General features: G+C 38.6%; 22 protein-coding genes and 1 pseudogene. 14 read left to right on the top strand and 9 right to left on the bottom strand.

The features are described 5' to 3' along the window. Positions 1–88: 88 nt before the first annotated feature. Positions 89–856 carry a TIGR01457 family HAD-type hydrolase gene (locus BMMGA3_RS13765; protein ID WP_003349538.1) on the top strand — a complete coding sequence of 256 codons (768 nt, stop codon included), beginning with the start codon at positions 89–91 and terminating at the stop codon, positions 854–856. Between the two features lie 118 nt (positions 857–974). On the opposite strand, the gene BMMGA3_RS13760 is transcribed toward BMMGA3_RS13765, so the two are convergent. Next, positions 975–1,478, bottom strand: a complete 504-nt coding sequence (locus BMMGA3_RS13760) for a phosphatidylglycerophosphatase A family protein (RefSeq protein WP_003349539.1) — start codon at positions 1,476–1,478, stop codon at positions 975–977. Positions 1,479–1,615: 137 nt separating this feature from the next. On the opposite strand from BMMGA3_RS13760, the gene yutH reads away from it, so the two are divergent. The 4 genes from yutH (at position 1,616) to thrB (ending at position 6,210) form a co-directional block, all read left to right on the top strand. After that, positions 1,616–2,725, top strand: coding sequence for a spore coat putative kinase YutH (yutH, locus tag BMMGA3_RS13755; protein ID WP_003349540.1), 1,110 nt, complete (start codon positions 1,616–1,618; stop codon positions 2,723–2,725). Positions 2,726–2,939: 214 nt separating this feature from the next. After that, complete coding sequence (locus tag BMMGA3_RS13750; protein WP_003349542.1) at positions 2,940–4,238, top strand: homoserine dehydrogenase; 1,299 nt, start codon at positions 2,940–2,942, stop codon at positions 4,236–4,238. Beyond that, positions 4,235–5,296, top strand: coding sequence for a threonine synthase (gene thrC, locus BMMGA3_RS13745; protein WP_003349543.1), 1,062 nt, complete (start codon positions 4,235–4,237; stop codon positions 5,294–5,296). Before BMMGA3_RS13750 ends, thrC begins: the two co-directional genes overlap by 4 nt. Next, positions 5,293–6,210 carry a homoserine kinase gene (thrB, locus tag BMMGA3_RS13740; RefSeq protein WP_003349546.1) on the top strand — a complete coding sequence of 306 codons (918 nt, stop codon included), beginning with the start codon at positions 5,293–5,295 and terminating at the stop codon, positions 6,208–6,210. The genes thrC and thrB overlap by 4 nt, the downstream gene beginning before the upstream one ends. Positions 6,211–6,460: 250 nt before the next feature. On the opposite strand, the pseudogene BMMGA3_RS13735 reads toward thrB, so the two are convergent. Beyond that, positions 6,461–6,717, bottom strand: a pseudogene (locus BMMGA3_RS13735) (NifU family protein). Positions 6,718–6,854: 137 nt separating this feature from the next. Here BMMGA3_RS13735 and BMMGA3_RS13730 point away from each other — a divergent pair. After that, the gene (locus BMMGA3_RS13730) at positions 6,855–7,217 is read left to right on the top strand and encodes a YuzD family protein (protein ID WP_237712885.1); all 363 of its coding nucleotides are present in this window, start codon (positions 6,855–6,857) and stop codon (positions 7,215–7,217) included. A 196-nt stretch (positions 7,218–7,413) separates the two neighbouring features. On the opposite strand, the gene BMMGA3_RS13725 is transcribed toward BMMGA3_RS13730, so the two are convergent. The 3 genes from BMMGA3_RS13725 to BMMGA3_RS13715 all read right to left on the bottom strand — a co-directional run bounded on the left by BMMGA3_RS13725 (position 7,414) and on the right by BMMGA3_RS13715 (position 9,771). Further along, entirely contained in the window at positions 7,414–7,971 is a 558-nt protein-coding gene (locus BMMGA3_RS13725; RefSeq protein ID WP_003349553.1) for an IseA DL-endopeptidase inhibitor family protein, read from the bottom strand. A gap of 156 nt (positions 7,972–8,127) precedes the next feature. Beyond that, positions 8,128–8,505 carry a YmaF family protein gene (locus BMMGA3_RS13720; RefSeq protein ID WP_003349554.1) on the bottom strand — a complete coding sequence of 126 codons (378 nt, stop codon included), beginning with the start codon at positions 8,503–8,505 and terminating at the stop codon, positions 8,128–8,130. Between the two features lie 198 nt (positions 8,506–8,703). Then, entirely contained in the window at positions 8,704–9,771 is a 1,068-nt protein-coding gene (locus BMMGA3_RS13715) for an NAD(P)/FAD-dependent oxidoreductase (protein WP_003349555.1), read from the bottom strand. A gap of 471 nt (positions 9,772–10,242) precedes the next feature. On the opposite strand from BMMGA3_RS13715, the gene BMMGA3_RS13710 reads away from it, so the two are divergent. Further along, complete coding sequence (locus tag BMMGA3_RS13710; protein WP_003349556.1) at positions 10,243–10,482, top strand: YuzB family protein; 240 nt, start codon at positions 10,243–10,245, stop codon at positions 10,480–10,482. Between the two features lie 277 nt (positions 10,483–10,759). On the opposite strand, the gene BMMGA3_RS13705 is transcribed toward BMMGA3_RS13710, so the two are convergent. Continuing rightward, positions 10,760–11,449: a DUF2225 domain-containing protein gene (locus BMMGA3_RS13705; protein WP_003349557.1), complete on the bottom strand. Its 690-nt coding sequence runs from the start codon at positions 11,447–11,449 to the stop codon at positions 10,760–10,762. A 220-nt stretch (positions 11,450–11,669) separates the two neighbouring features. Between BMMGA3_RS13705 and BMMGA3_RS13700 the strand changes: the two genes are divergently transcribed. Then, on the top strand, positions 11,670–12,032 hold the full coding sequence (locus tag BMMGA3_RS13700; RefSeq protein ID WP_003349558.1) for a HesB/IscA family protein: 363 nt from the start codon (positions 11,670–11,672) through the stop codon (positions 12,030–12,032). Positions 12,033–12,122: 90 nt separating this feature from the next. Here BMMGA3_RS13700 and BMMGA3_RS13695 read toward each other — a convergent pair whose 3' ends face one another. Continuing rightward, a complete protein-coding gene (locus tag BMMGA3_RS13695) occupies positions 12,123–13,121 on the bottom strand; it encodes an NAD(P)/FAD-dependent oxidoreductase (RefSeq protein ID WP_003349559.1) in 999 nt (332 codons plus the stop codon). 366 nt (positions 13,122–13,487) lie between these two features. On the opposite strand from BMMGA3_RS13695, the gene BMMGA3_RS13690 reads away from it, so the two are divergent. The 4 genes from BMMGA3_RS13690 to BMMGA3_RS13675 all read left to right on the top strand — a co-directional run bounded on the left by BMMGA3_RS13690 (position 13,488) and on the right by BMMGA3_RS13675 (position 16,581). Continuing rightward, positions 13,488–14,702: an NAD(P)/FAD-dependent oxidoreductase gene (locus BMMGA3_RS13690; protein ID WP_003349560.1), complete on the top strand. Its 1,215-nt coding sequence runs from the start codon at positions 13,488–13,490 to the stop codon at positions 14,700–14,702. A gap of 78 nt (positions 14,703–14,780) precedes the next feature. Then, positions 14,781–15,272: an NUDIX domain-containing protein gene (locus BMMGA3_RS13685; protein WP_003349561.1), complete on the top strand. Its 492-nt coding sequence runs from the start codon at positions 14,781–14,783 to the stop codon at positions 15,270–15,272. A 95-nt stretch (positions 15,273–15,367) separates the two neighbouring features. Beyond that, positions 15,368–15,691 (top strand): YuiB family protein, encoded by a 324-nt coding sequence (locus tag BMMGA3_RS13680; protein WP_003349563.1) that lies wholly within the window; start codon positions 15,368–15,370, stop codon positions 15,689–15,691. Between the two features lie 176 nt (positions 15,692–15,867). Beyond that, on the top strand, positions 15,868–16,581 hold the full coding sequence (locus BMMGA3_RS13675; protein ID WP_003349564.1) for a 3D domain-containing protein: 714 nt from the start codon (positions 15,868–15,870) through the stop codon (positions 16,579–16,581). A gap of 129 nt (positions 16,582–16,710) precedes the next feature. On the opposite strand, the gene BMMGA3_RS13670 is transcribed toward BMMGA3_RS13675, so the two are convergent. Beyond that, on the bottom strand, positions 16,711–17,493 hold the full coding sequence (locus BMMGA3_RS13670) for a cobalamin-binding protein (RefSeq protein ID WP_003349566.1): 783 nt from the start codon (positions 17,491–17,493) through the stop codon (positions 16,711–16,713). A gap of 9 nt (positions 17,494–17,502) precedes the next feature. Then, a complete protein-coding gene (locus BMMGA3_RS13665) occupies positions 17,503–17,982 on the bottom strand; it encodes a divergent PAP2 family protein (protein ID WP_003349567.1) in 480 nt (159 codons plus the stop codon). 143 nt (positions 17,983–18,125) lie between these two features. Between BMMGA3_RS13665 and BMMGA3_RS13660 the strand changes: the two genes are divergently transcribed. Then, on the top strand, positions 18,126–18,506 hold the full coding sequence (locus BMMGA3_RS13660) for a DUF309 domain-containing protein (RefSeq protein WP_003349568.1): 381 nt from the start codon (positions 18,126–18,128) through the stop codon (positions 18,504–18,506). Positions 18,507–18,566: 60 nt separating this feature from the next. Continuing rightward, the gene (locus BMMGA3_RS13655) at positions 18,567–20,069 is read left to right on the top strand and encodes a leucyl aminopeptidase (protein WP_003349569.1); all 1,503 of its coding nucleotides are present in this window, start codon (positions 18,567–18,569) and stop codon (positions 20,067–20,069) included. Positions 20,070–20,310 lie beyond the last annotated feature (241 nt).

The raw sequence follows: 20,310 nt of genomic DNA, 5'->3' as shown, positions 1-20,310 counted from the left end.
TAATTGAGAACGAGCATTAGTCTCTTTGTTTAGAAGTGGCTTTACTTATTGAAAATATTTATCAAAAAAATTTATAGGAGTGATAACTTTGAAGTCTTATAAAGGATATTTAATTGATCTTGACGGAACAATGTACCGCGGCACAGAACTCATTAAGGAAGCAGCCGATTTTGTGAAAAAATTGCGCGATAAAAAGATTCCCTATTTATTTGTTACAAATAATTCAACAAGAACACCTGCGCAAGTGGCAAAAAAACTGCGCGATTTTGGTATACCGGCTGAAGAAAATCTTGTTTTTACAACAAGCCAAGCAACAGCAAATTATATTTATGAATTGAAAAAAGATGCTTCCGTGTACGTGATCGGTGAAGAAGGGATCCGAACGGCGATTGAGGAAAAAGGACTGCAATTTGGGGGGGAACATGCGGATTTTGTCGTAGTAGGACTGGATCGTTCGATCAGTTATGAGAAATTAGCGGTGGCTTGTTTGGCGGTAAGAAATGGAGCAACCTTCATTTCTACAAATGGAGATATTGCACTTGTGACTGAAAGAGGCTTGCTGCCTGGGAATGGAGCAATTACATCGGTCATTGCTGTTTCGACGCAAACACAACCGATATTTATCGGAAAGCCTGAGTCGATTATTGTGGAACAGGCTTTAAGAGTGCTTGGAATTAATAAAGAGGATACTTTAATGGTCGGGGATAATTATGATACAGACATACTAGCAGGAATGAATGCTGGGATGGATACATTGCTTGTGCATACAGGTGTTACAACAAAAGAGCATTTAAAACGCTATGAAAAACAACCAACATATGTCGTTGATTCTCTAGACCAATGGGAAATTTTATAAAAAGAGGCTGACCCATAAGTGTTTGGCTCCCATTTGCAGTTACTATATATTGTAGAAACATCAATATTTAGTAACTAAGGGTGCCTGGCACTTAGTTTTGGGCAGCCTCTTATCTTTCTTATTCCGCGTTCGCTGCGCGATGCGCTAACCGGCTTGAAGCAGCGGCTGCGATCGCACCTACAATGTCATCTAAGAAGGTGTTGCACTTCCCTGATGATTTATCATTTAATTCCTTTAAAATTCCCGGTTTTTGTTTATCAATATACCCGTAGTTTGTAAAGCCAATTGAGCCGTATACGTTCACAATTGAAAAAGCTAATATCTCGTCAATACCGTATAAGCCTTCATCTGTTGCAATAATCGATTGTAAAGGTTCATCCAGCATTCCTTTTTCAGCCATCATGTCAAGCTGGATACCGGTTAATATCGCATTTTGAACTTCCCGCTTTGATAGAACCCGCTCCACGTTTTCAATGCAATCTTCCATTTTTAAATCCGGGTGATATTTTTCCTGAAGAAAATAAACAAGATCGGCAATATCCTTTACATCGACTCCCCGGTCGCGGAGCCATTGCCGTGCTGTTTTCTCTGTTAAATTGACTACCTTCTTTTCTTCTTTCATATGCTTCACCTTTTCTTTATATTTTCCCTATATATATATGGCGATATCTTATAATATGCTCAATTATTCACCATAAAAGCTTTCCTTTCATAAATTCTGAAATGTTCATTGTTCATTTTAACAGAAAGTTCAAATAATTGAGTAACGAAATGCTTGATAATCGGAACCTAGGCACAAGTTTTGATTTTTCTGTTCATATATATGAACAGAAAGGAAGCAGTTTGAAGAGAGGTGGAACGATCGTGAAGCAGCTGCTTGAACAGCAATATGGCATTGTAACCGAGGAAGAAGTCAATTTGGGAAGATATAAAGCCTTTAAAAGAAGTGATGAATTCTATTTGATCATCCCCACTGGAAATATCGAAAACGAAGAGTTGTCAGAGCTTGAAAAAATTACTGTGCATTTGATGAATAACGGCGACAGGCATGTGGCAGCGTTTGTTCAAACAAAGGAAGGAGCGTTAACTTCTAAGTGGAACGAGACAAATATTTGTGTGCTGTTTGCGCGGCACGTTCAGCCATCTAAAAGAATGAATCCCGGCAGAAAACTCGCGAAATTGCATTACCGGGGCAGATCTATTCCTTTTCAAGTGAAGAAAATTAGCAGAATCGGGCAGTGGAAGCAGCTCTGGGAAACTAGACTCGACCAAATGGAAAGGGTTTGGAAGGAAAAGTTATTCCAGCAGCCAGAAAACGAATTTGAAAAAATGTTTCTAGAATCGTTTCCTTATTACATGGGACTAACAGAAAATGCTATTCAATATTTGGTTGATACAGAGATGGATGACGAGCCAGTAGCTTCAGACGGGGGAACAGTCTGCCATGAAAGATTTTCAGAGGATCTGTGGACGAGCAACTACTATAAAAATCCGTTTGATTGGGTTTTTGACCATTCCAGCAGAGACATAGCGGAATGGATTAGAGGAAGGTATTTTGCCAATATAAAAACTTATGAACCGGATGTCAAACAGTTTTTAAACGATTATCAATCAATAAGTCCGTTATCCTCTTTTTCCTGGAGGCTGTTATTTTCAAGAATATTGTTCCCTCTTCATTTTTATGAGTGTGTTGAGAGCTATTATATTACGAATTCCGAACAGCAAAGACACATGCTGGAAGATCATTTTTTGAAATTTCTATCTCAGTCAGGGGAATACGAACGGTTCCTCGGAAGTTTTTATCAACTTGCAGGGGTTCCGGTTCTAAAATATAAGATCCCTCGGCCGGAATGGTTAGCGAGATCTTGACCTTTCAACACCTTTAAATCTGAAAGAATAGAAGGAATATTTTTGTGTTAAAAATTTTTATTTGCCAAAAACTTCGAAATAAACAAATAGTAAACGCTTTCTAAGAGCAAAACGTCTCCATCTGCCTATTGAAAAAAGTGGCAACTACAAATATAATGTCTACTATAGATAAACAAATGTGCACAATAGGTGAACAAAATGGAGGGAAAAGAGAGTGGAAGCAATCCAAGTTGGTTTGTTAGGATTAGGTACCGTTGGTTCCGGTGTTGTAAAAATTATTGAAAATCATCAGGACAAATTAATGCATCAAGTAGGTTGTCCTGTAAAAGTGAAAAAAATTCTTGTTCAGGATTTAAATAAAAAGCGTGATGTAGATGTAGATCCTGCGCAGTTAACGACAAATGCAGATGATATTCTGCAGGATCCTGATATTGATGTCGTTATTGAAGTGATGGGCGGAATAGAAGAGACAAGAAATTATCTGCTTAAAGCCTTATCAGAGAAGAAACATGTTGTGACAGCCAATAAGGATTTGATGGCCGTTTACGGATCAGAGCTTTTGACCGCTGCTTCCGCTAACGGATGCGACCTTTTTTATGAGGCAAGTGTAGCGGGCGGAATTCCAATTTTAAGAAGTTTAGTAGATGGCCTCGCTTCTGACCGAATTACAAAAATGATGGGAATTGTGAACGGTACGACGAACTACATTTTAACGAAAATGAGCAAGCATGGACGTGCTTATGAAGAAGTGTTGAAAGAAGCGCAGGAATTGGGATATGCTGAGGCCGATCCTGCTTCCGATGTAGAAGGCCTTGACGCTGCGAGAAAAATGGCCATCCTTGCAACGCTCGGATTTTCCATGAAAATTGATTTGGACGATGTAAAAGTAGAGGGAATTACAAGAATTACCGAAGAAGATATCCAATATGGGAAGCAATTAGGCTATACGATGAAATTGATCGGAATTGCCCACCGCGAAGGAGAAAAAGTAGAAGTTAGCGTTCAGCCGACTTTGCTTTCGGATTCTCATCCGCTTGCTTCTGTAAACGATGAATATAATGCGGTTTATGTTTACGGGGAAGCCGTCGGTGAAACGATGTTCTACGGTCCGGGGGCAGGAAGCCTTCCAACAGCCACTGCCGTTGTTTCCGACCTTGTAGGAGTTATGAAAAATATGCGTCTTGGCGTGAATGGAGCGAACGCTGTCACTCCTCAATATCAAAAGAAGTTAAAAGGGCCGGACGAAATCTATTCCAAATTCTTTTTAAGGCTTCACGTAAAAGATGAGGTTGGGGTTTTTGCAAATATTACATCCATATTTTCAGAGCATTCGGTTAGTTTCGAGAAAATTCTTCAGATGCCTTTAAAGGAAAATGGTCTGGCAGAGATTGTGCTTGTTACACACCAGGCATCTCTACAAGACTATGAAGATATTTTAGTGAAATTAAGAGATTTAAATGCAGTTCATGAAATAAAAAGTTCGTATCGGGTTGAAGGGAGTGCAAGAATATGAGATGGCCTGGTCTTCTAGAAGCTTATAAAGAATATTTGCCGATTACTGAGAAAACGCCTGCTTTAACATTGAATGAAGGAAATACCCCGCTAATCAGGCTTGAAAATATCTCGAAGGAATGGGGGGTAGATCTGTACGTTAAGATAGAAGGAGCAAATCCGACCGGTTCATTTAAAGACCGTGGAATGGTGATGGCTGTCGCCAAAGCAAAAGAAGCTGGAAGCAATACAGTTATTTGCGCTTCAACAGGAAATACATCCGCTTCTGCCGCAGCGTATGCAGCAAGAGCAGGAATGCGCTGCATAATCGTTATTCCTGCAGGGAAAATCGCCATGGGCAAGGTGGCGCAAGCGGTGATGTATGGGGCGGAAATACTTTCGATTCAAGGGAACTTTGATGATGCTCTTAAAATGGTACGAAATATTAGCAAGAAAGAACCGGTGACACTTGTTAATTCAGTTAATCCTTACCGGCTTGAAGGGCAAAAAACAGCCGCATTTGAAGTATGCGACCAGCTGGGAGAGGCGCCTGACATATTAGCTATACCGGTTGGGAATGCAGGAAATATCAGTGCATACTGGAAAGGATTTAAAGAATATAATGCAAAAAAAGGGCATAAGTTGCCGAAAATGTATGGTTTTGAAGCCGAAGGTGCGGCCGCTATTGTTCATAACCGCGTTTTTGAAAATCCTGAAACTATTGCTACAGCAATTCGAATTGGCAATCCTGCGAGCTGGCATCTTGCAGTCGATGCTGCTAAAGAATCAAATGGGAAAATCGATGAAGTCAGTGATGAAGAAATTTTGATTGCATACCGAAAATTGGCCTCAGCAGAAGGAATTTTTGCAGAACCGGCATCATGTGCTTCCTTGGCAGGGATTTATAAACAGCTTCGAAATGGTGAAATTGAGCAGGGAACGAGAATTGTCGCTGTCCTTACAGGAAATGGTTTAAAGGATCCGAATACAGCCATTGATTGCAGTCCGGTTAAGCCTGTTCTTCTCCCGAATGATGAAGAAGCTCTTCGCGATCATATTAAGGGAGTTGTCCATCAATGACCGAGGATGAAATGGTCATCATCCAGGTCCCTGCTAGTACAGCCAACCTGGGACCTGGGTTTGACTCGGTTGGATTAGCTTTAAATCTTTATTTAACCATTGCAGCGGAGATTAGCAGCAAATGGGAGATCACTTTCCTTACCGAAGAACTGCAATCCCTCCCAACAGACGAGACAAACTTCATTAGCCAGACAGCGATTTATACAGCATCTCTTTTTCAGCGGGAGATGCCTCCATGCAAATTAAAAGTAAAAAGCAGCATTCCGCTTGCAAGAGGACTTGGATCTAGTGCGGCAGCGATTGTAGCCGCGATCGAGTTAGCAGATACAATGTGCCAATTATCGTTATCGAAACAGGAAAAGCTTGAAATTGCATCAAGAATTGAAGGGCACCCTGATAATGTTGGGGCCTCACTATTTGGCGGACTCGTCATTGGCCAGCAAACAGCAGAAGAAGTAAATTGTGCTGTTTTTTCCAATATTTCATTTGATGTTGTCGCGGTGATTCCGAAAGATGAATTATTAACGAAGGATTCACGCGGAGTATTGCCGGAACAGCTGTCATTTCAGGAAGCTGTCCAGGCAGGAGCAACCGCAAATCTGCTAGTTGCATCGCTCATAAGCGGCAACTGGGAAATGGCCGGAAAAATGATGAGAAATGACTTGTATCATCAGCCATACCGCCGAAACCTTGTACCACATCTTGGCTTGATCGAGAATCATGCTTTTGATTTCGGAGCATTTGGTGTTGCATTAAGCGGAGCAGGTCCTGCTGTGATTTGCTGTACAGAAACCGATAAAGGAGAAAGAACAGCTTCTTTATTAAAGGACTTATTGCCGGATATGGAAGTGTTAAATTTGAAAATTGATCGGACTGGAAGCAAAGTGACAACGGAAAAACTTTCTTGTTTATAAGCAGAAAACGAGTATAGTTTTAAACTCAACCTTAACATGGAAATAGGCCTCATTTAAAAACAAAACCAACATAATAAGGCGGTGTGAGCGGAGCCAGGGACTAACTATTTTCAATACTAAACAAGGTTCTTGGCTCAAGCAGATTAACATTTTAATATTTGTCAGCGCAGCTTCGCCCCTTTTCCACTAAAAAAAAGCGATTTCGTGAATGAACGAAATCGCTTTTAACATATTCTGAAAGTATACGATATTAGAATACTTGTTCTACTTCAACTACTCCAGGAACTTCTTCTAGCAGCGCGCGTTCAATTCCAGCTTTCAGAGTGATTGTTGAACTTGGGCAGCTTCCGCAAGCACCTAGTAAGCGAAGTTTTACAATGCCATCTTCAACATCCACTAGTTCGCAGTCTCCACCGTCACGAAGGAGGAACGGACGCAGCTTATCTAGTATCTCCTGTACTTGCTCTTTCATTTCTAAATCTGACATTTTGAATCGACTCCTTTCATAATCTTATTATATTCAGAATGAGGGTAAAAATCTATCCATTGAAATGGAAATCAATCCATCATGATTGGAAAAAGGAATCGAAATGCGGTGCCAGTCAAGTTTCTAATGGTATTTTTCAATGCAATGGTGTTGTATAATGAAAATAAGAGAGATGAATAGGGAAGTGGAATACGTGGAAAAAAAAGAAGTGGAAATTGTCGTATATGGGGCAGAACAGCTTTGTGCGAGCTGTGTGAATCTTCCTTCTTCAAAAGAAACGTTCGAGTGGCTGGAAGCTGCAATGGCCAGAAAGTTTCCTAATCAGCCTTTTAAAATTTCATATGTCGATATTTTTAACCCGCCAGAAGACGAAAACAAGAAAAAATTCGCCAGAAAAGTGATCGACCAGGATATGTTTTATCCGGTTGTGCTAATCGAAGATAAAATAGTTGGAGAAGGGAATCCAAGATTAAAAACAATATTTGCGGAAATGGAGAAATATGGATATAAGGCAGAATAATGAGAGGCTGCTGGAAATTAACTAAAAAGAGGCCGTCTCAAAAAACTGAGGGTCAGACCCCATAACACAATATATAGGACATAATGTTGGATAAATGTGCTATATATTGATAAAACACATGGGGTCAGACTCTTTAGAGACAGCCTCTTTTGGCATTTTGCGGTGGACACATTAACTGTGTGAAGAATGCGGTGTATTATCTAACAGCATCAAATGCATTTATTTGCCATTTATTTCTTACTTTAACGAAAGTAACTTTTCTCTTTTCATACTTTACTGGGTTTCCGTATGGAACAGTGAACTCATATAAGCGAATGTCTTTTCTTTGATAAATTAACTTTGCTTTTGCTTTATTCCATTCAAGTAAACTTCCACTGTCTGCATTTGGCTGTGCAAGTTTACCATGATATTCAATGAATCTATACTTTTTAATTCCTTTGTTGATTGCGTTTAAGGTAAAAATTTCATTCAAGTATTTAACAAGTTTCTCTTTAGTATCAAGCTCACTGCAGAAATATCGATACTCAGTTCCTTTATAAATAAATGTTTTTGACGAGCACTTTGAATTTTTTACTTTTTGAATGTGGCCATTCATTGTGTCCCAATAATGTTGTCGAGCAATTAAGGCAAGTTTGATTGCTTGACTGCTTGTTAGATCATTTTTTGTTTGAGCAGATTTTGTTTGAGCAGAAGCACCAAAACTAAAAGTCAACAAAAATACAGCAGCCATGACCAGTGAAAAAAATTTTTTCATCGATTTTACCTCCCCAATTTTTTTTCATTTAAAAAGACGAAAGATTTCGATAAATGTTACAAGTATTTTAAAATTTTTTGGTAAAAAATTTGCAAGAATTGGGAAGCGAAAAACAATTTGTAAAGGGCCAGACCCCTTCAATACAGAATAAAATTATTAATTTGTTCTTCCACGATATTTATGTCTATGAGGATTTGTTCCCTCTACTGTAGTAACACCACTAAATTCGTGATAATGGCCGCCTCCAGGAAGGGGTATAACAGTACCAGTAATTCCACGAATCTGATGTCTATGTCCATCATCAAAAGAAGTAAAGGTAAAGTATTTGTGGGTATGTTGGACGCCACTCGGAGCGGGTTCAGTAGTTCCGGCATATCTGTGATTATGTCCTGCATCATAAGAGGTGACTCCTTTATATTCGTGGACATGGACAGAAACAGGTCTTCCATCCCAGGTGGTTATATAAAGGTGATGAGAATGCATGGGGTCTGAATGATCTGAATGGTACATAAATCCAGAAACAGGTATTTCCATCAGTACATCTCCTTTTCGTTTTTTTTAATACTTTATGGAATGATGTCTGAAAAGGAGTGGGTATTAAGGAAATAAAAAGGCGGGAAATACCTGCATATTACCCGCTCAAATTTGGATTATTTGACATACATTAATTCACTTTTTTACAAGAATCATTATATATCAATATCTCATTGTTTTTTGAATTGTTATTCATATTTATCCATTATGATACTTATACATCCATAGTACGCCTGATTTCAATAGGCGGGGAACACGTCCTGTAATAGGGCGGTCTGCGACTAAACCAAAACCATGTTTTCTGCCAAGGGATCCAAGAATTCCTTTAAGTTTGATTGGCGGAAAACTTTCCGGCGGCTGTTCGCCGTTCCAACGTTTTAACAGAACCTGGACAATTTGTTCTGCCTGGCCTTCTGCAAGCTGGGCGCTCGGAGCATGAGGAAGGCTTGCACAGTCGCCTACAACATAAACATGCTCGTCATTCGGAAGATTGTGCTGAGGAGTCAGCACTACTCTTCCTTGTCTATCCTTTTCTACATCTAATTCCCTAACAACCTTATTCGGCTGGATACCTGCAGTCCAAACGATCGCATCACAATGAACAGGAATGTCATGGTTGAATAGCACATTTTCTTCAACTCTCGTAATGTTTGCATTATTCACAATTTCTACATTGTGATTGTCAAACCAGTTTTCCACATAAGTACTTAACCGTTTCGGGAAGGCTGATAAAATGTGGCTTCCCCTGTCAAACAACTTAATTTGAAGATCTTCCCGGCTTTCACTTAATTCGCTTGCCAGCTCCACTCCGCTTAATCCTGCGCCGACAATTGCGACAGTTGATCCGGGTTCAAGGTTATTAAGGGCTTGATAAGTGCATCTTGATTTTTCAATTGTCTGAATGCTATAGGTATAAAGATCGGCTCCAGGTACATTATGATATTTGTCTTCGCAGCCAAGGCCAATCACGAGGTCATCATATTGAACCGATTCCTGATCTTTTAGAAAAACCTTCTTTTCCTTAAGGTCAATTCCTGTAATTTCACCGAACTTAATATTTAACCGCGGATGTTCTGGAAATGGTACCCGGATGTGATGATCTGAAATTGTTCCCGCAGCGAGAGCATAATATTCAGTTTTTAAACAATGGTATGGAACACGATCGATAAGTGTAATAGATACATCCTCAGGCAAATGATTTGGCAAAAGACGGTGTAGTATTCTCATGCCTCCGTAACCGCCGCCTAGCAACACTAGATTTTTCATGCAAATAACCCCTTTTTTTCTGTGATGGAAGCGGATAAGTAACTTTCGAATCCCTTTGTTCATAAAGTGCAAATCATTTAGTGGAACACAATTATTAAAAAATGGTAAAGCAAAAAATGTTATCGTTTACAGAGTGAACATAAAAGAGACTGCCGCTTGTTTTTCTTTAAAACTTGTTGTTTAAAAATCTAATTAACTGAAATTTTTCGTCAAAATTTAATACCAACATGAGTATAACGAAATTGTCACAAAATCACAACATTTTTAAGTTGAAAACTTGACAAGAACATACATTTAGTGGTATTTGTAATTTTCATTGTGTTCAGCTCTTTCGGGATATTTTCTCCTCTTATAATATAGAAGCAATTGACATCATAATCTGCCTCTCAAGACTTCTTTGGTACTTAAACGAGGTGCTTGCGATTTTCTAATAAAAATTGTAGCATTAAATTTTGTAGAGAGGTGAAGGAGATGATTAAGCCTATCATAGAGTTCTGCATCAGAAACTTGGCCAGGGGCTCTCATGCTGCTCTCGAACAGTTGGAAAGAGACCCGAACCTGGACATTATAGAATATGGATGTCTTGGTTATTGCGGGAAATGTGCAGAACATTTATTTGCGCTTGTAAATGGTGAGCTTGTTACCGGGGAAACTCCTGATGAGTTGGTAGAAAATATATATCAATTCCTGGAGGAAAATCCGATGTTTTAATAGAAAACGTGAATTCGTTTTAAACTTCCAACTATAACATGGAAATAGGCATCATTCATAAAACATAACCAACATAATAAGGCGGTGTGAGCGGAGCCAGGCACTAACTATTTACAATACTAAAAAAGGTTCTTGCTCACGCAGATTAACATTTTTATGTTTGTTGGCGCAGCTCCGCCCCTTTTCCACAGAAAACGTGCATGAGTTTTAAACCCCAACCCTAACAAGAAAATAGGCTTCATTTTAAAGGATGGCCAAATATTGGAGCCATCTTTTTTTAGGTATTTTTTTGGAGCTCCCTTATCTCATGCCATCTGTCTTTTGCCATGCCAACAATTTTTGTTTCAACAGTTCGGCTCTGCTTTTCGATGACTTTTGAAAAAAATTGGGTTGCTTGTTTGATATTATGAATTCTTCTCGAAAGCTCTCCGATTAAATAGAGAATTCTGATTTCCGATACTTGAGTTCCTTGATAATCACCATTAGAGTACGATTCCATGTATTCGTTAATCGCAAGTTTCATAAAACGTTGTTCTTGCATCACATTATTGATAGACCGATACAACCATGCAAGCCGCATATACATTCCAGCAATAACAATATGTTTTTCTTTCTTTAGAGTAGCACAATAGGCAGCGAGCTTATACGTTTTAATTGAATCGATCACGGTTCTCTCTTGACCAAAATTTTGTGGAACCCACTGTTTGCAAATTTTCTGTGTAATTTCTTCTTTCGTACCAGGAGGAAAATATGGCGAAGAATCATCAGAAAATGAGAAGCCGCAATGAGGGCAGACATTAATAAAGTAAAGGATGGGATTGTTTTCATCTGATTCATAAACCGGACGGAAGTCTGAATCGTAGCCTGTTACTTTGACAAATCGGGAACGGACTTTTTTGGTGGAAAACGTATTTTTGCACATCATGCATTGATAAGTTTTGTTGTAAAGAGGCGTAAGCCCGGCCATTCAATCACCTTCTTGAAATGCTAATAGTTCTAGATGCTTATGTTGTTATTATGATTATACAGTAGTTTTGTGTAAAAAGGACTATATATCAAGAAAAGTGTGCCAATATTGTAAAACAAACACCGTTATTTTCCTTCAAGTTGCCGCAGTTGAGTACTGTTACCTTAATGTATATACTATAAATAAAAGGAGTTATTTTTTAGAAAGGCGGGAAAACAAAATGCAAGACGTTCTTGTGATTACGGAAGCAGCAGCGTTTCAAATAAAGGATATGATGAAGCAAAATGAAGAAGAAGGCTCTTTTTTAAGGGTTGCGGTTAAGGGCGGAGGCTGCAGCGGTCTCTCATATGGAATGGGTTTTGAGCACGAGCCGGAAAATGAGGATATCCAATTTCAACAGCACGGCATTAAAATTCTAGTGGATAAAAAAAGCGCCGCGATATTAAATGGAACAAAAATTGATTACAAACAGTCGTTAATGGGCGGCGGTTTTACAATCGACAATCCCAATGCGATCGCTACCTGCGGCTGCGGTTCATCATTCCGCACATCAACAGTTGCCGGTACGCCGGAAGAGTGCTAATCGATATGCCAAAAAAATCCCCGAGGATATTAAAATCACGGGGATTTTTGCCTGCTTTCAGAGATTAGTTTTAATTGAAGCGCTTGCGCTTTACTGATTAAACATCGATGTACTGTGCATTGGCTGTACTCTTGCTTTCGGGTCGATATAGGCTTTTGCGTTATTAACAGCAGTTGGAGCTTCTCCAAATCCGCAAGCAATTAGCTTAACTTTTCCATCATAAGTGCAAATGTCCCCTGCTGCATAAATACCGGGGATACTTGTTTCCATCTTGGAGTTAACAACAATCGAATTTTTCTCGATTGCTAATCCCCATTCCTTGATTGGGCCAAGGGATGATACGAAACCAAAATTAACGATTACCGCATCAACATCAATGACTTCTTTTTCTTCTCCATTTGCTATTTGGATAACAACTTGCTTAATTTTTTCTCCATCGCCAATTAACTCTGCAGGGACATACGGAGTCTTTATTTCAACTTTAGAATTTTTCAGGTTCTCAACACTGTGCTCATGTGCACGGAATTTATCGCGGCGGTGTACAATTGTAACTTTTTCTGCTATCGGTTCTAACATTAATGCCCAGTCAACGGCAGAGTCTCCTCCACCAAATACAACTACCTTTTTACCGGCAAATTGATTTAAATCTTCAATGAAGTAATGAAGATTTTTCCCTTCATATTGCGAAGCGTTTTCAAGTTCCAGACGGCGAGGCTGGAATGCTCCGTTTCCTGCGGTAATGATTATTGTCTTGGAATAATGGATTTCCTTGTTGGTTGTCAATTTAAAAATTCCGTCAGGCTGCTTTTCCAGCTTCTCTACCGATTGTTCAAGAACAACCGTTGGTTCGAATTTTGCCATTTGCTCTTTTAAGTTATTTATGAGTTCTTGGGCACGGATTTTTGGAAAACCGGCAACATCGTATATGTATTTTTCAGGATACAGGGCAGATAATTGACCGCCCAGCTGCGGCAAGCTTTCAATAATTTTTACGGAAGCCTGTCTCATACCTCCATAAAATGCAGTAAATAAACCTGTGGGGCCGCCGCCAATAATTGTAATGTCATAAACTTTTTGATCTTCTTGCACTCCATATCCCCCCATCAAAATTAAAACGTTCATTATATATTTATATCACAAATGAAATAAATCCTCAATTGATAATTCAGGAAATGAAAGTAAAAAATTGTAAAAAACTATAATATTAACCTATTTTTTTAATATTCTTAATTTTAAAAAAATATAAAAATTGCTTGAAAATCGTCGATAAAACTAATATCATGTAGTTATGGAATTATGTTAATATTTTTTGACAATTTTGTAACGTTTTTTTGAATTATTTCGTGAAGTACATCACAAACTTTTTCTTTATTTCTGTTATAATTATAATTTAGAAATTGGCGGAAGGTAAGAAAAAGTGCTCGAAAATTTTAGAAAAAGGGGAAGTGATACACTTTGAGAAAGCCAAGAATCGTAATTTTAGGTGCCGGATATGGTGGATTAATGACAACAACTCGACTTCAAAAACTTGTCGGGGCCAATGAAGCGGACATAATCCTAGTCAACAAAAATGATTACCACTATGAAACTACATGGCTGCACGAAGCATCTGCAGGTACTTTGCATCATGACCGTGTTCGCTACGATATTAAGGATGTAATCGACCGTAATAAAGTTGATTTTATCAAAGGCACTGCTGTGGAAATAAAGACTGCTGAAAATAAAGTGCTTCTTGAGGACCGTGAACTTGATTATGACTATTTAGTCGTTGCTGTTGGCGGTGAATCTGAAACTTTCGGCATTAAAGGGATGAAAGAATATGCATTTGCGATTTCCAATGTGAATGCTGCAAGACGAATCCGCGAGCATATTGAATATCAGTTTGCAACTTACAACACTGAAGCGGAAAAGAAAGATGAACGTTTAACAATTGTTGTAGGCGGAGCAGGTTTTACAGGAATTGAGTTTTTAGGCGAATTAGTAAACCGTGTTCCTGAACTTTGCCGTGAGTACGATGTTGACATTAATAAAGTAAAAATAATCTGTGTTGAAGCAGCTCCATCGGCTCTTCCTGGCTTTGATCCTGAGCTGGTTAAGTACGCTATGTCAAGATTAGAAAGCAAAGGCGTCGAATTCCGAATTGGCACCCCTATCAAAGAATGTACTCCTGAAGGAATTCTTGTTGCAAAAGGTGAAGATGAACTAGAGGAAATTAAAGCCGGTACTGTTGTCTGGGCAGCTGGTGTTAGAGGAAACGCTATTATTGAAAAATCAGGATTCGAAGCGATGCGCGCCCGTGTTAAAGTGCAGCCTGACTTAAGAGCGCCTGGCCATGACAATGTGTTTATTATCGGTGATTGCTCTTTAATCATTAATGAAGAAATTAATCGCCCATACCCTCCGACTGCTCAAATTGCGATGCAGCAAGGTGAAGTTTGTGCAAGAAATCTTGTTTCCCTGATTCGCAATAAAGAGCTTGAGGCATTTAAACCTGATATTAAAGGTACGGTATGTTCTTTAGGCGATGATGATGCAACTGGTATTGTATTTGGAAAGAAAATGGTTGGAACCAGAGCTTCATTTATGAAGAAAATGGTAGATAATCGCGCGCTTTACAAAATTGGCGGTGCCTCACTCGTGTTGAAAAAAGGAAAATTTAAAGTATTTTAATTAATTCGGTTATAGCAGACTTAGGTCTGCTCTTTTTTTGTTAAAATATATGTGAAAAGCACAAAAAGAGGTGTCTACATGGGAGAAAATAAAAGGGGTAATGTTTGGCTTGGAGTATCAGGTTTGGTAAAGAACAAAGCAGGGGAATGGCTTGTAGTTAAGAAAAAGTACGGTGGACTTAAAGGGAAATGGTCCTTGCCTGCAGGTTTTGTAGATGCGAATGAAACGGCCGATGAAGCAGCCATCCGTGAAGTATTCGAGGAAACAGGGATAAAGTGCGAATTAATCGGGATGATAGGCTTGCGTACAGGAGTAATTAGAGGAGAAATAAGTGATAATATGATTCTTTTTTTACTTGAGCTGAAAGAAGAACAAACGATTAAAATACAGGAGGATGAACTGCTCGATGCAAAGTTTATAAATCCAGAGAAACTGCTTAGTCAAACCAATGAAACCTCTGTTCTTCTTCAATATCTTTTGGATTTATCAGAAAATTCCGCAAAACCATTAATCGATGGGGTTCATCCAGGAGATCAATTTGGCTATACATCTTATAAATTATTTTTGTAATTTTCTTAAAATTTAAGAATAATAAAGAATAAAATTGACTCCCTAAAGTCCAGTTTAGTACACTAAAAGTTGACGGCTTGAGGGAGGAATAACCGATGGAAATGACAATTGTAACATTAATCATATCAATGCTTTTATTTTTTGTCTTATTTTTTGGAATTGGTTTTTTGTTAAATATGCTGCTGAGAATGTCATGGATTATGGCGATTATTTATCCAATTGTTGCGATCTTTATTATTGATGATGTCAGGTTTATTGAGTATTTTACAAACTTCAAGAAAGCATTCGCTGAATTAGGAAGACGATTTTCTCATCTTGCGATCGCTGATGTATTAATTTTAAGCAGCGGCTTTGCAGGTGCTATTGTTGCAGGTATTACGATCAAACTGCTTAGGAAAAAAGGATATCGAATGTTCTAGAAAAGTTTTCACCGTCTATGTGAAAGCTTTTTTACATTTTCCTGCTTTTTTGACTAAAACCTCCATGGTATATTATCCACCATGATGGATAAGTCTTCTAGATAAGTTCCTCCTAAGATGAATATTTATCGAAATTATTGGAGATAAATAGTCTTGGGAGGAGTGAAAAAATTTTTATGAATATCACAAAAAAATGGATGAGACGTTTCATGATGTCCGTACTATTTTCAGCAGCGCTATTAACGACATTTCAATCATTTTCCGGTGTGAAAGCAAAATCGATTGTTTCATTAATGTTCTCTGGCAATGGACAGCATAAGGAAGCTGAAAGTACTTTTCATGATCATGAAATAAAATCGGTTGGACACGCCTTAAAATTTATGAATAGGATTGCCCAACATAAACTGAAAATCTCATCCAGTAAAGCGGCGGCGGGAAATCGGCCATCGCTGGAAAAAGAGATTGACTGGTCGCAATATCCAAAGAAAACCGTTGTTGCTACAGGATATACAGCCGGGTATGAATCTACTGGGAAAAATCCTAATCACCCTGGATATGGGATTACCTATTCAGGTGTAAAGGTAAAACGGGATTTATTCTCTACAGTAGCGGCAGACTTAAATGTATTCCCAATTGGAACAATTCTTTTTGTCCCGGGATATGGCTTTGGAGTAGTAGCAGATAAAGGCGGGGCAATTAAAGGGAACAAAGTCGATCTTTATTATGAAACCGTGGATGATGTTTATAACCAATGGGGTAAGCAAACTCTTGATGTTTATATCGTAAAGCTTGGAGATGGAACGCTGACTGAGCAGGATTTAATAAAACTGAATGAAAACGAATCAATGCAAGTTTTTCGCCATCAATACACCAAAACGGAAAGAAAGTAGAATGATATTCTTAAATGGATTTACATAAATAAGAAATGGGCTGACTCATAAGGGTCTAGATCCCTCCAACAATATTAAATTATTTGTATTGGAGGGGTCTGACCCTTTGCGTATGAATCAGCCTTTTTGCTATTCAGTTAGTTTATCAGTTAGAAGAGATAGCAGTTTTTTGGCTCCTTCCAAAAGCCGGGGAGAGGGTCTGCAAAATAGTTGTTCTTCTAAAACGAAGACATTGCCTTTCTTTATCGCTTTTAAATCCCTCCATCCCGGGCGTTTTAACAAGATTTCTGGTTTCACTTTTTCCGTCCGGACACCTACCCAGGCAAGGCATATATAATCCGGGTTTCGTTCATAAACATCTTGCCAATCTGTTTGTACGCTGGCTAATTCGATATCTTTAAATAAATTTGTTGCGCCTGCTAATTCGCTTATTTCTGTCAGCCAGTTCAACTTACCGGGTGTGAAAACAGGTTTCGGCCACCATTCCCAGTAAAGAGAGGGTCGTTTTTCCTGAATGGTTCCTGCTTTTCTTTTTAGGTCTTCAATGCTTGTTTGGAATTTTTTTGCCGCTTCTAGTCCTCTCTCTGGTTCATTTAAAGCTTTTCCCGTTAATACAAGATCATTTTGAATGTCAGAAAGACTCTGTGGATTTAATATAATATGAGGTATTTTCCGTTTATTTAGCTCTTCCACGTTCTTTTCCATTCCGGGTACACTTAATGAAGCGATAACAAGGTCAGGGTTTAACTTTTCCACCATATCTATATCAATGGATAAGTCAGGGCCAAGTCTCGGCAAATGATGAACCGATTTAGGCCAATCCGAGAAATCATCAACTCCTATTAGCTGATCAGCCAGACCTAAGTATCCAAGAACTTCAGTGTTGCTTGGGCATAAGGAAATAATTCTCATTTGTATCACCTATTTCGAAATAATAAAGTGCAAAAGCAGTGTTAAAACGATGCCTGTCAACCCGCCAAAAAAAACTTCGATCGGTTTATGGCCTAACAGTTCTTTTAATTTTTTTCGTTTCGTTTCTTCTGGTTTCTGTTTCCAGATTTTTGCATCTTCGACTAACTTGTTAAAATCGTCTACAAGTTTATTTAAGACGATTGCTTGTTCGCCTGCCTGTCTGCGGACCCCGGTAGCGTCAAACATTGTTATAATTGCAAAAACGGTTGAAATAGCAAAAAAGACGGAATTGAGGCCAGTTTCAAGCGCAACCCCTGTTGATAAAGCAGTGACAGCTGCCGAATGGGAGCTTGGCATACCGCCTGTGCTTGTCAAGAGCGACCAGTCAAGTCTCCTTGTTGCAATAAACTGGATGGGCACTTTAAGAAATTGTGCGAAAAAAATCGCTGCGATTGAGGCGAATAAAGGAAAATTGGATAATAATCCCATTAAAAGTAACCACCTTTTGTTTTTTCATCTTTTAACCTGATTGGTAAACATAAAACATGAAACATTATAATAAAGTTTGATATGATTGATCATATTACATTCGATCTTTTTTGTTAATATACCTTTTGGAAGGGGGATTTATAATGAACAATTACCCCATCCAGTATTACGAATTTTTTGTCAGTTTCAATGAAGGTGACTACTATACATGCCACGATCTCATAGAAGAGATGTGGATGACTGATAAGGGTAATTTATTTCTAAAAGGTTTGCTGCAAATGAGTGTTGCCATCTATCATTATGAATATGGAAATGTAAAAGGGGCACGTCTCATGATGAAAGCAGCCCATAATTATTTGCAGAAATATCGCCCGTTTTATTGGGGATTAAATTTGGAAGAGGTCAATGATTTTATCGAACAATGTCTACTTATTATACCAGAAGAAATTGACAAGGTCCCATATAACAAAATAAGTTCTCTTTCAAAACTTCCGAATCTGTATTTATATTTACAAGATGTTTAGAAATTCGAAATATCTTTATTTTTTCGATATAATAAAACATATGATTTAGGGGTGAAATGAATGTTTAAAGTGGAAAAAGAATTTGATTTTGCAAATAAACATGAGAGCCTCGTAATAGGATTATTTGATAAGCCAACAAAATTTAGTGAAAAACTGGCAGATTTAGACAAGTTTTTTGAAGGCCAATTAACAGAACTGGAAAAAAGCGGGGATATTTCTGCAAAGAAAAAAGCTATTTCAGTCATACATACTTTTGGAAAAACTGGGGCAAAAAGATTAATTTTTGTCGGGCTAGGAAATGAAACAAATTTTAGCTTTGAATTTCTTAGACAAGCATTTGGACGAACCTTTAAGAAAATAAAGGATGCGAAGCTGCGTGAAACGGCGATTTTTCTTGATTCATTTACAGCAGAGACAGTCGAACTTCAAGATGCCGCCCATGCTGTGAGTGAAGCAATTGCACTTTCGACCTATCAATTTGAAGGGTATAAACAGAAATCTAATGAACCTGAAGTCAATCTTGAAACTATTACTGTTTATGCAAATGCAGCGGATGAGGATGAAATCAGAGCTTCACTAATGGTAGGATATGCATATGGAAAAGGAACAAATTCAGCACGCACGCTTGTAAATACGCCGGGCAATAAACTTACTGCAACAGATATGGCAAACTATGCAAAAGAACTAGCTGCAAAGTATAACTTTGAAGTAGAAATATTAGAGAAAGAAGATATGATAAAGCTCGGTATGGGAGCGCTTTTAGCCGTAAATCAAGGTTCCGCTGAACCTCCGAAATTGATTGTTTTGAAATATCAAGGCAAAGACGAGTGGAAAGATGTGATTGGACTTGTCGGCAAAGGAATTACTTTTGATACTGGCGGATACTCGCTAAAACCGAAAGATGGAATTGTCGGCATGAAAACCGATATGGGTGGAGCTGCTGCAGTTCTAGGCGCAATGGAAATCATCGGAGAGTTGAAACCGGAAAAAAACGTAGTGGCAGTGATTCCATCGACCGATAACATGATAAGTGGTTCAGCATTAAAACCAGACGATGTGATTACCTCGATGAGCGGCAAAACGATTGAAGTGTTAAATACTGATGCTGAAGGACGTCTCGCTTTGGCTGACGCAGTGACATATGCGAAGCATCAAGGTGCAGATTATTTAGTGGATGTAGCCACTCTTACAGGCGGGGTCATTATTGCCCTTGGTACAGAAACAACAGGTGCGTTGACAAACAACGAAGCATTTTTTGAACAAGTTCTCGAAGCATCGTATGAAGCAGGTGAACCGATCTGGCGCCTTCCACTCTTTGAGCGAGATAAAGAAAGAGTACGAAGCAGCAAAATTGCAGATTTAAATAACTCCCCTGGAAGAGAAGGCCATGCAATTATGGGAGGAGCCTTTATCGGCGAATTTGCAGAAGACACTCCATGGGTGCACTTAGATATTGCCGGAACAGCAACGACGAATAAGGAGCATGACCTTGGGCCAACAGGTGCAACAGGTGTCATGACGCGAACACTTGCATTGTTTGTTGAGCGGTTTGAAACACTATAAAACCACGATAAGCCTTGCTTCTTTTCTTCTTGAATCATTAAATTTTTTTGAAAATGTAAAACAATTACGAAGGGGCTGATTTTACGAGTCAGCCCCTGAATTATGTTCTGATTCATGAAATTTTGTCGTTTACACTTTGTTCAAATTTATATAACACTCCAATTTATGGAAGTATGGATAAATTCTGTCCATTTGCCCACTCAAAAATTGGTACAAATGCATATGTAGTAATGTAGGGCAG

This window comes from Bacillus methanolicus MGA3, assembly GCF_000724485.1.
GTDB classification, from domain to species: domain Bacteria; phylum Bacillota; class Bacilli; order Bacillales; family Cytobacillaceae; genus Bacillus_Z; species Bacillus_Z methanolicus_A.
This window is presented reverse-complemented; position numbering and strand designations above follow the sequence as displayed.

What these genes read in the sequence shown, in the direction of transcription:
- BMMGA3_RS13760 (WP_003349539.1), bottom strand. Translation starts at nt 1,478, where the DNA reads ATGAAAGAAGAAAAGAAGGTAGTCAATTTAACAGAGAAAACAGCACGG.
- thrC (WP_003349543.1), top strand. Translation starts at nt 4,235, where the DNA reads ATGAGATGGCCTGGTCTTCTAGAAGCTTATAAAGAATATTTGCCGATT.
- thrB (WP_003349546.1), top strand. Translation starts at nt 5,293, where the DNA reads ATGACCGAGGATGAAATGGTCATCATCCAGGTCCCTGCTAGTACAGCC.
- BMMGA3_RS13730 (WP_237712885.1), top strand. Translation starts at nt 6,855, where the DNA reads ATGAAAATAAGAGAGATGAATAGGGAAGTGGAATACGTGGAAAAAAAA.
- BMMGA3_RS13725 (WP_003349553.1), bottom strand. Translation starts at nt 7,971, where the DNA reads ATGAAAAAATTTTTTTCACTGGTCATGGCTGCTGTATTTTTGTTGACT.
- BMMGA3_RS13720 (WP_003349554.1), bottom strand. Translation starts at nt 8,505, where the DNA reads ATGGAAATACCTGTTTCTGGATTTATGTACCATTCAGATCATTCAGAC.
- BMMGA3_RS13715 (WP_003349555.1), bottom strand. Translation starts at nt 9,771, where the DNA reads ATGAAAAATCTAGTGTTGCTAGGCGGCGGTTACGGAGGCATGAGAATA.
- BMMGA3_RS13710 (WP_003349556.1), top strand. Translation starts at nt 10,243, where the DNA reads ATGATTAAGCCTATCATAGAGTTCTGCATCAGAAACTTGGCCAGGGGC.
- BMMGA3_RS13705 (WP_003349557.1), bottom strand. Translation starts at nt 11,449, where the DNA reads ATGGCCGGGCTTACGCCTCTTTACAACAAAACTTATCAATGCATGATG.
- BMMGA3_RS13700 (WP_003349558.1), top strand. Translation starts at nt 11,670, where the DNA reads ATGCAAGACGTTCTTGTGATTACGGAAGCAGCAGCGTTTCAAATAAAG.
- BMMGA3_RS13685 (WP_003349561.1), top strand. Translation starts at nt 14,781, where the DNA reads ATGGGAGAAAATAAAAGGGGTAATGTTTGGCTTGGAGTATCAGGTTTG.
- BMMGA3_RS13680 (WP_003349563.1), top strand. Translation starts at nt 15,368, where the DNA reads ATGGAAATGACAATTGTAACATTAATCATATCAATGCTTTTATTTTTT.
- BMMGA3_RS13675 (WP_003349564.1), top strand. Translation starts at nt 15,868, where the DNA reads ATGAATATCACAAAAAAATGGATGAGACGTTTCATGATGTCCGTACTA.
- BMMGA3_RS13670 (WP_003349566.1), bottom strand. Translation starts at nt 17,493, where the DNA reads ATGAGAATTATTTCCTTATGCCCAAGCAACACTGAAGTTCTTGGATAC.
- BMMGA3_RS13665 (WP_003349567.1), bottom strand. Translation starts at nt 17,982, where the DNA reads ATGGGATTATTATCCAATTTTCCTTTATTCGCCTCAATCGCAGCGATT.
- BMMGA3_RS13660 (WP_003349568.1), top strand. Translation starts at nt 18,126, where the DNA reads ATGAACAATTACCCCATCCAGTATTACGAATTTTTTGTCAGTTTCAAT.
- BMMGA3_RS13655 (WP_003349569.1), top strand. Translation starts at nt 18,567, where the DNA reads ATGTTTAAAGTGGAAAAAGAATTTGATTTTGCAAATAAACATGAGAGC.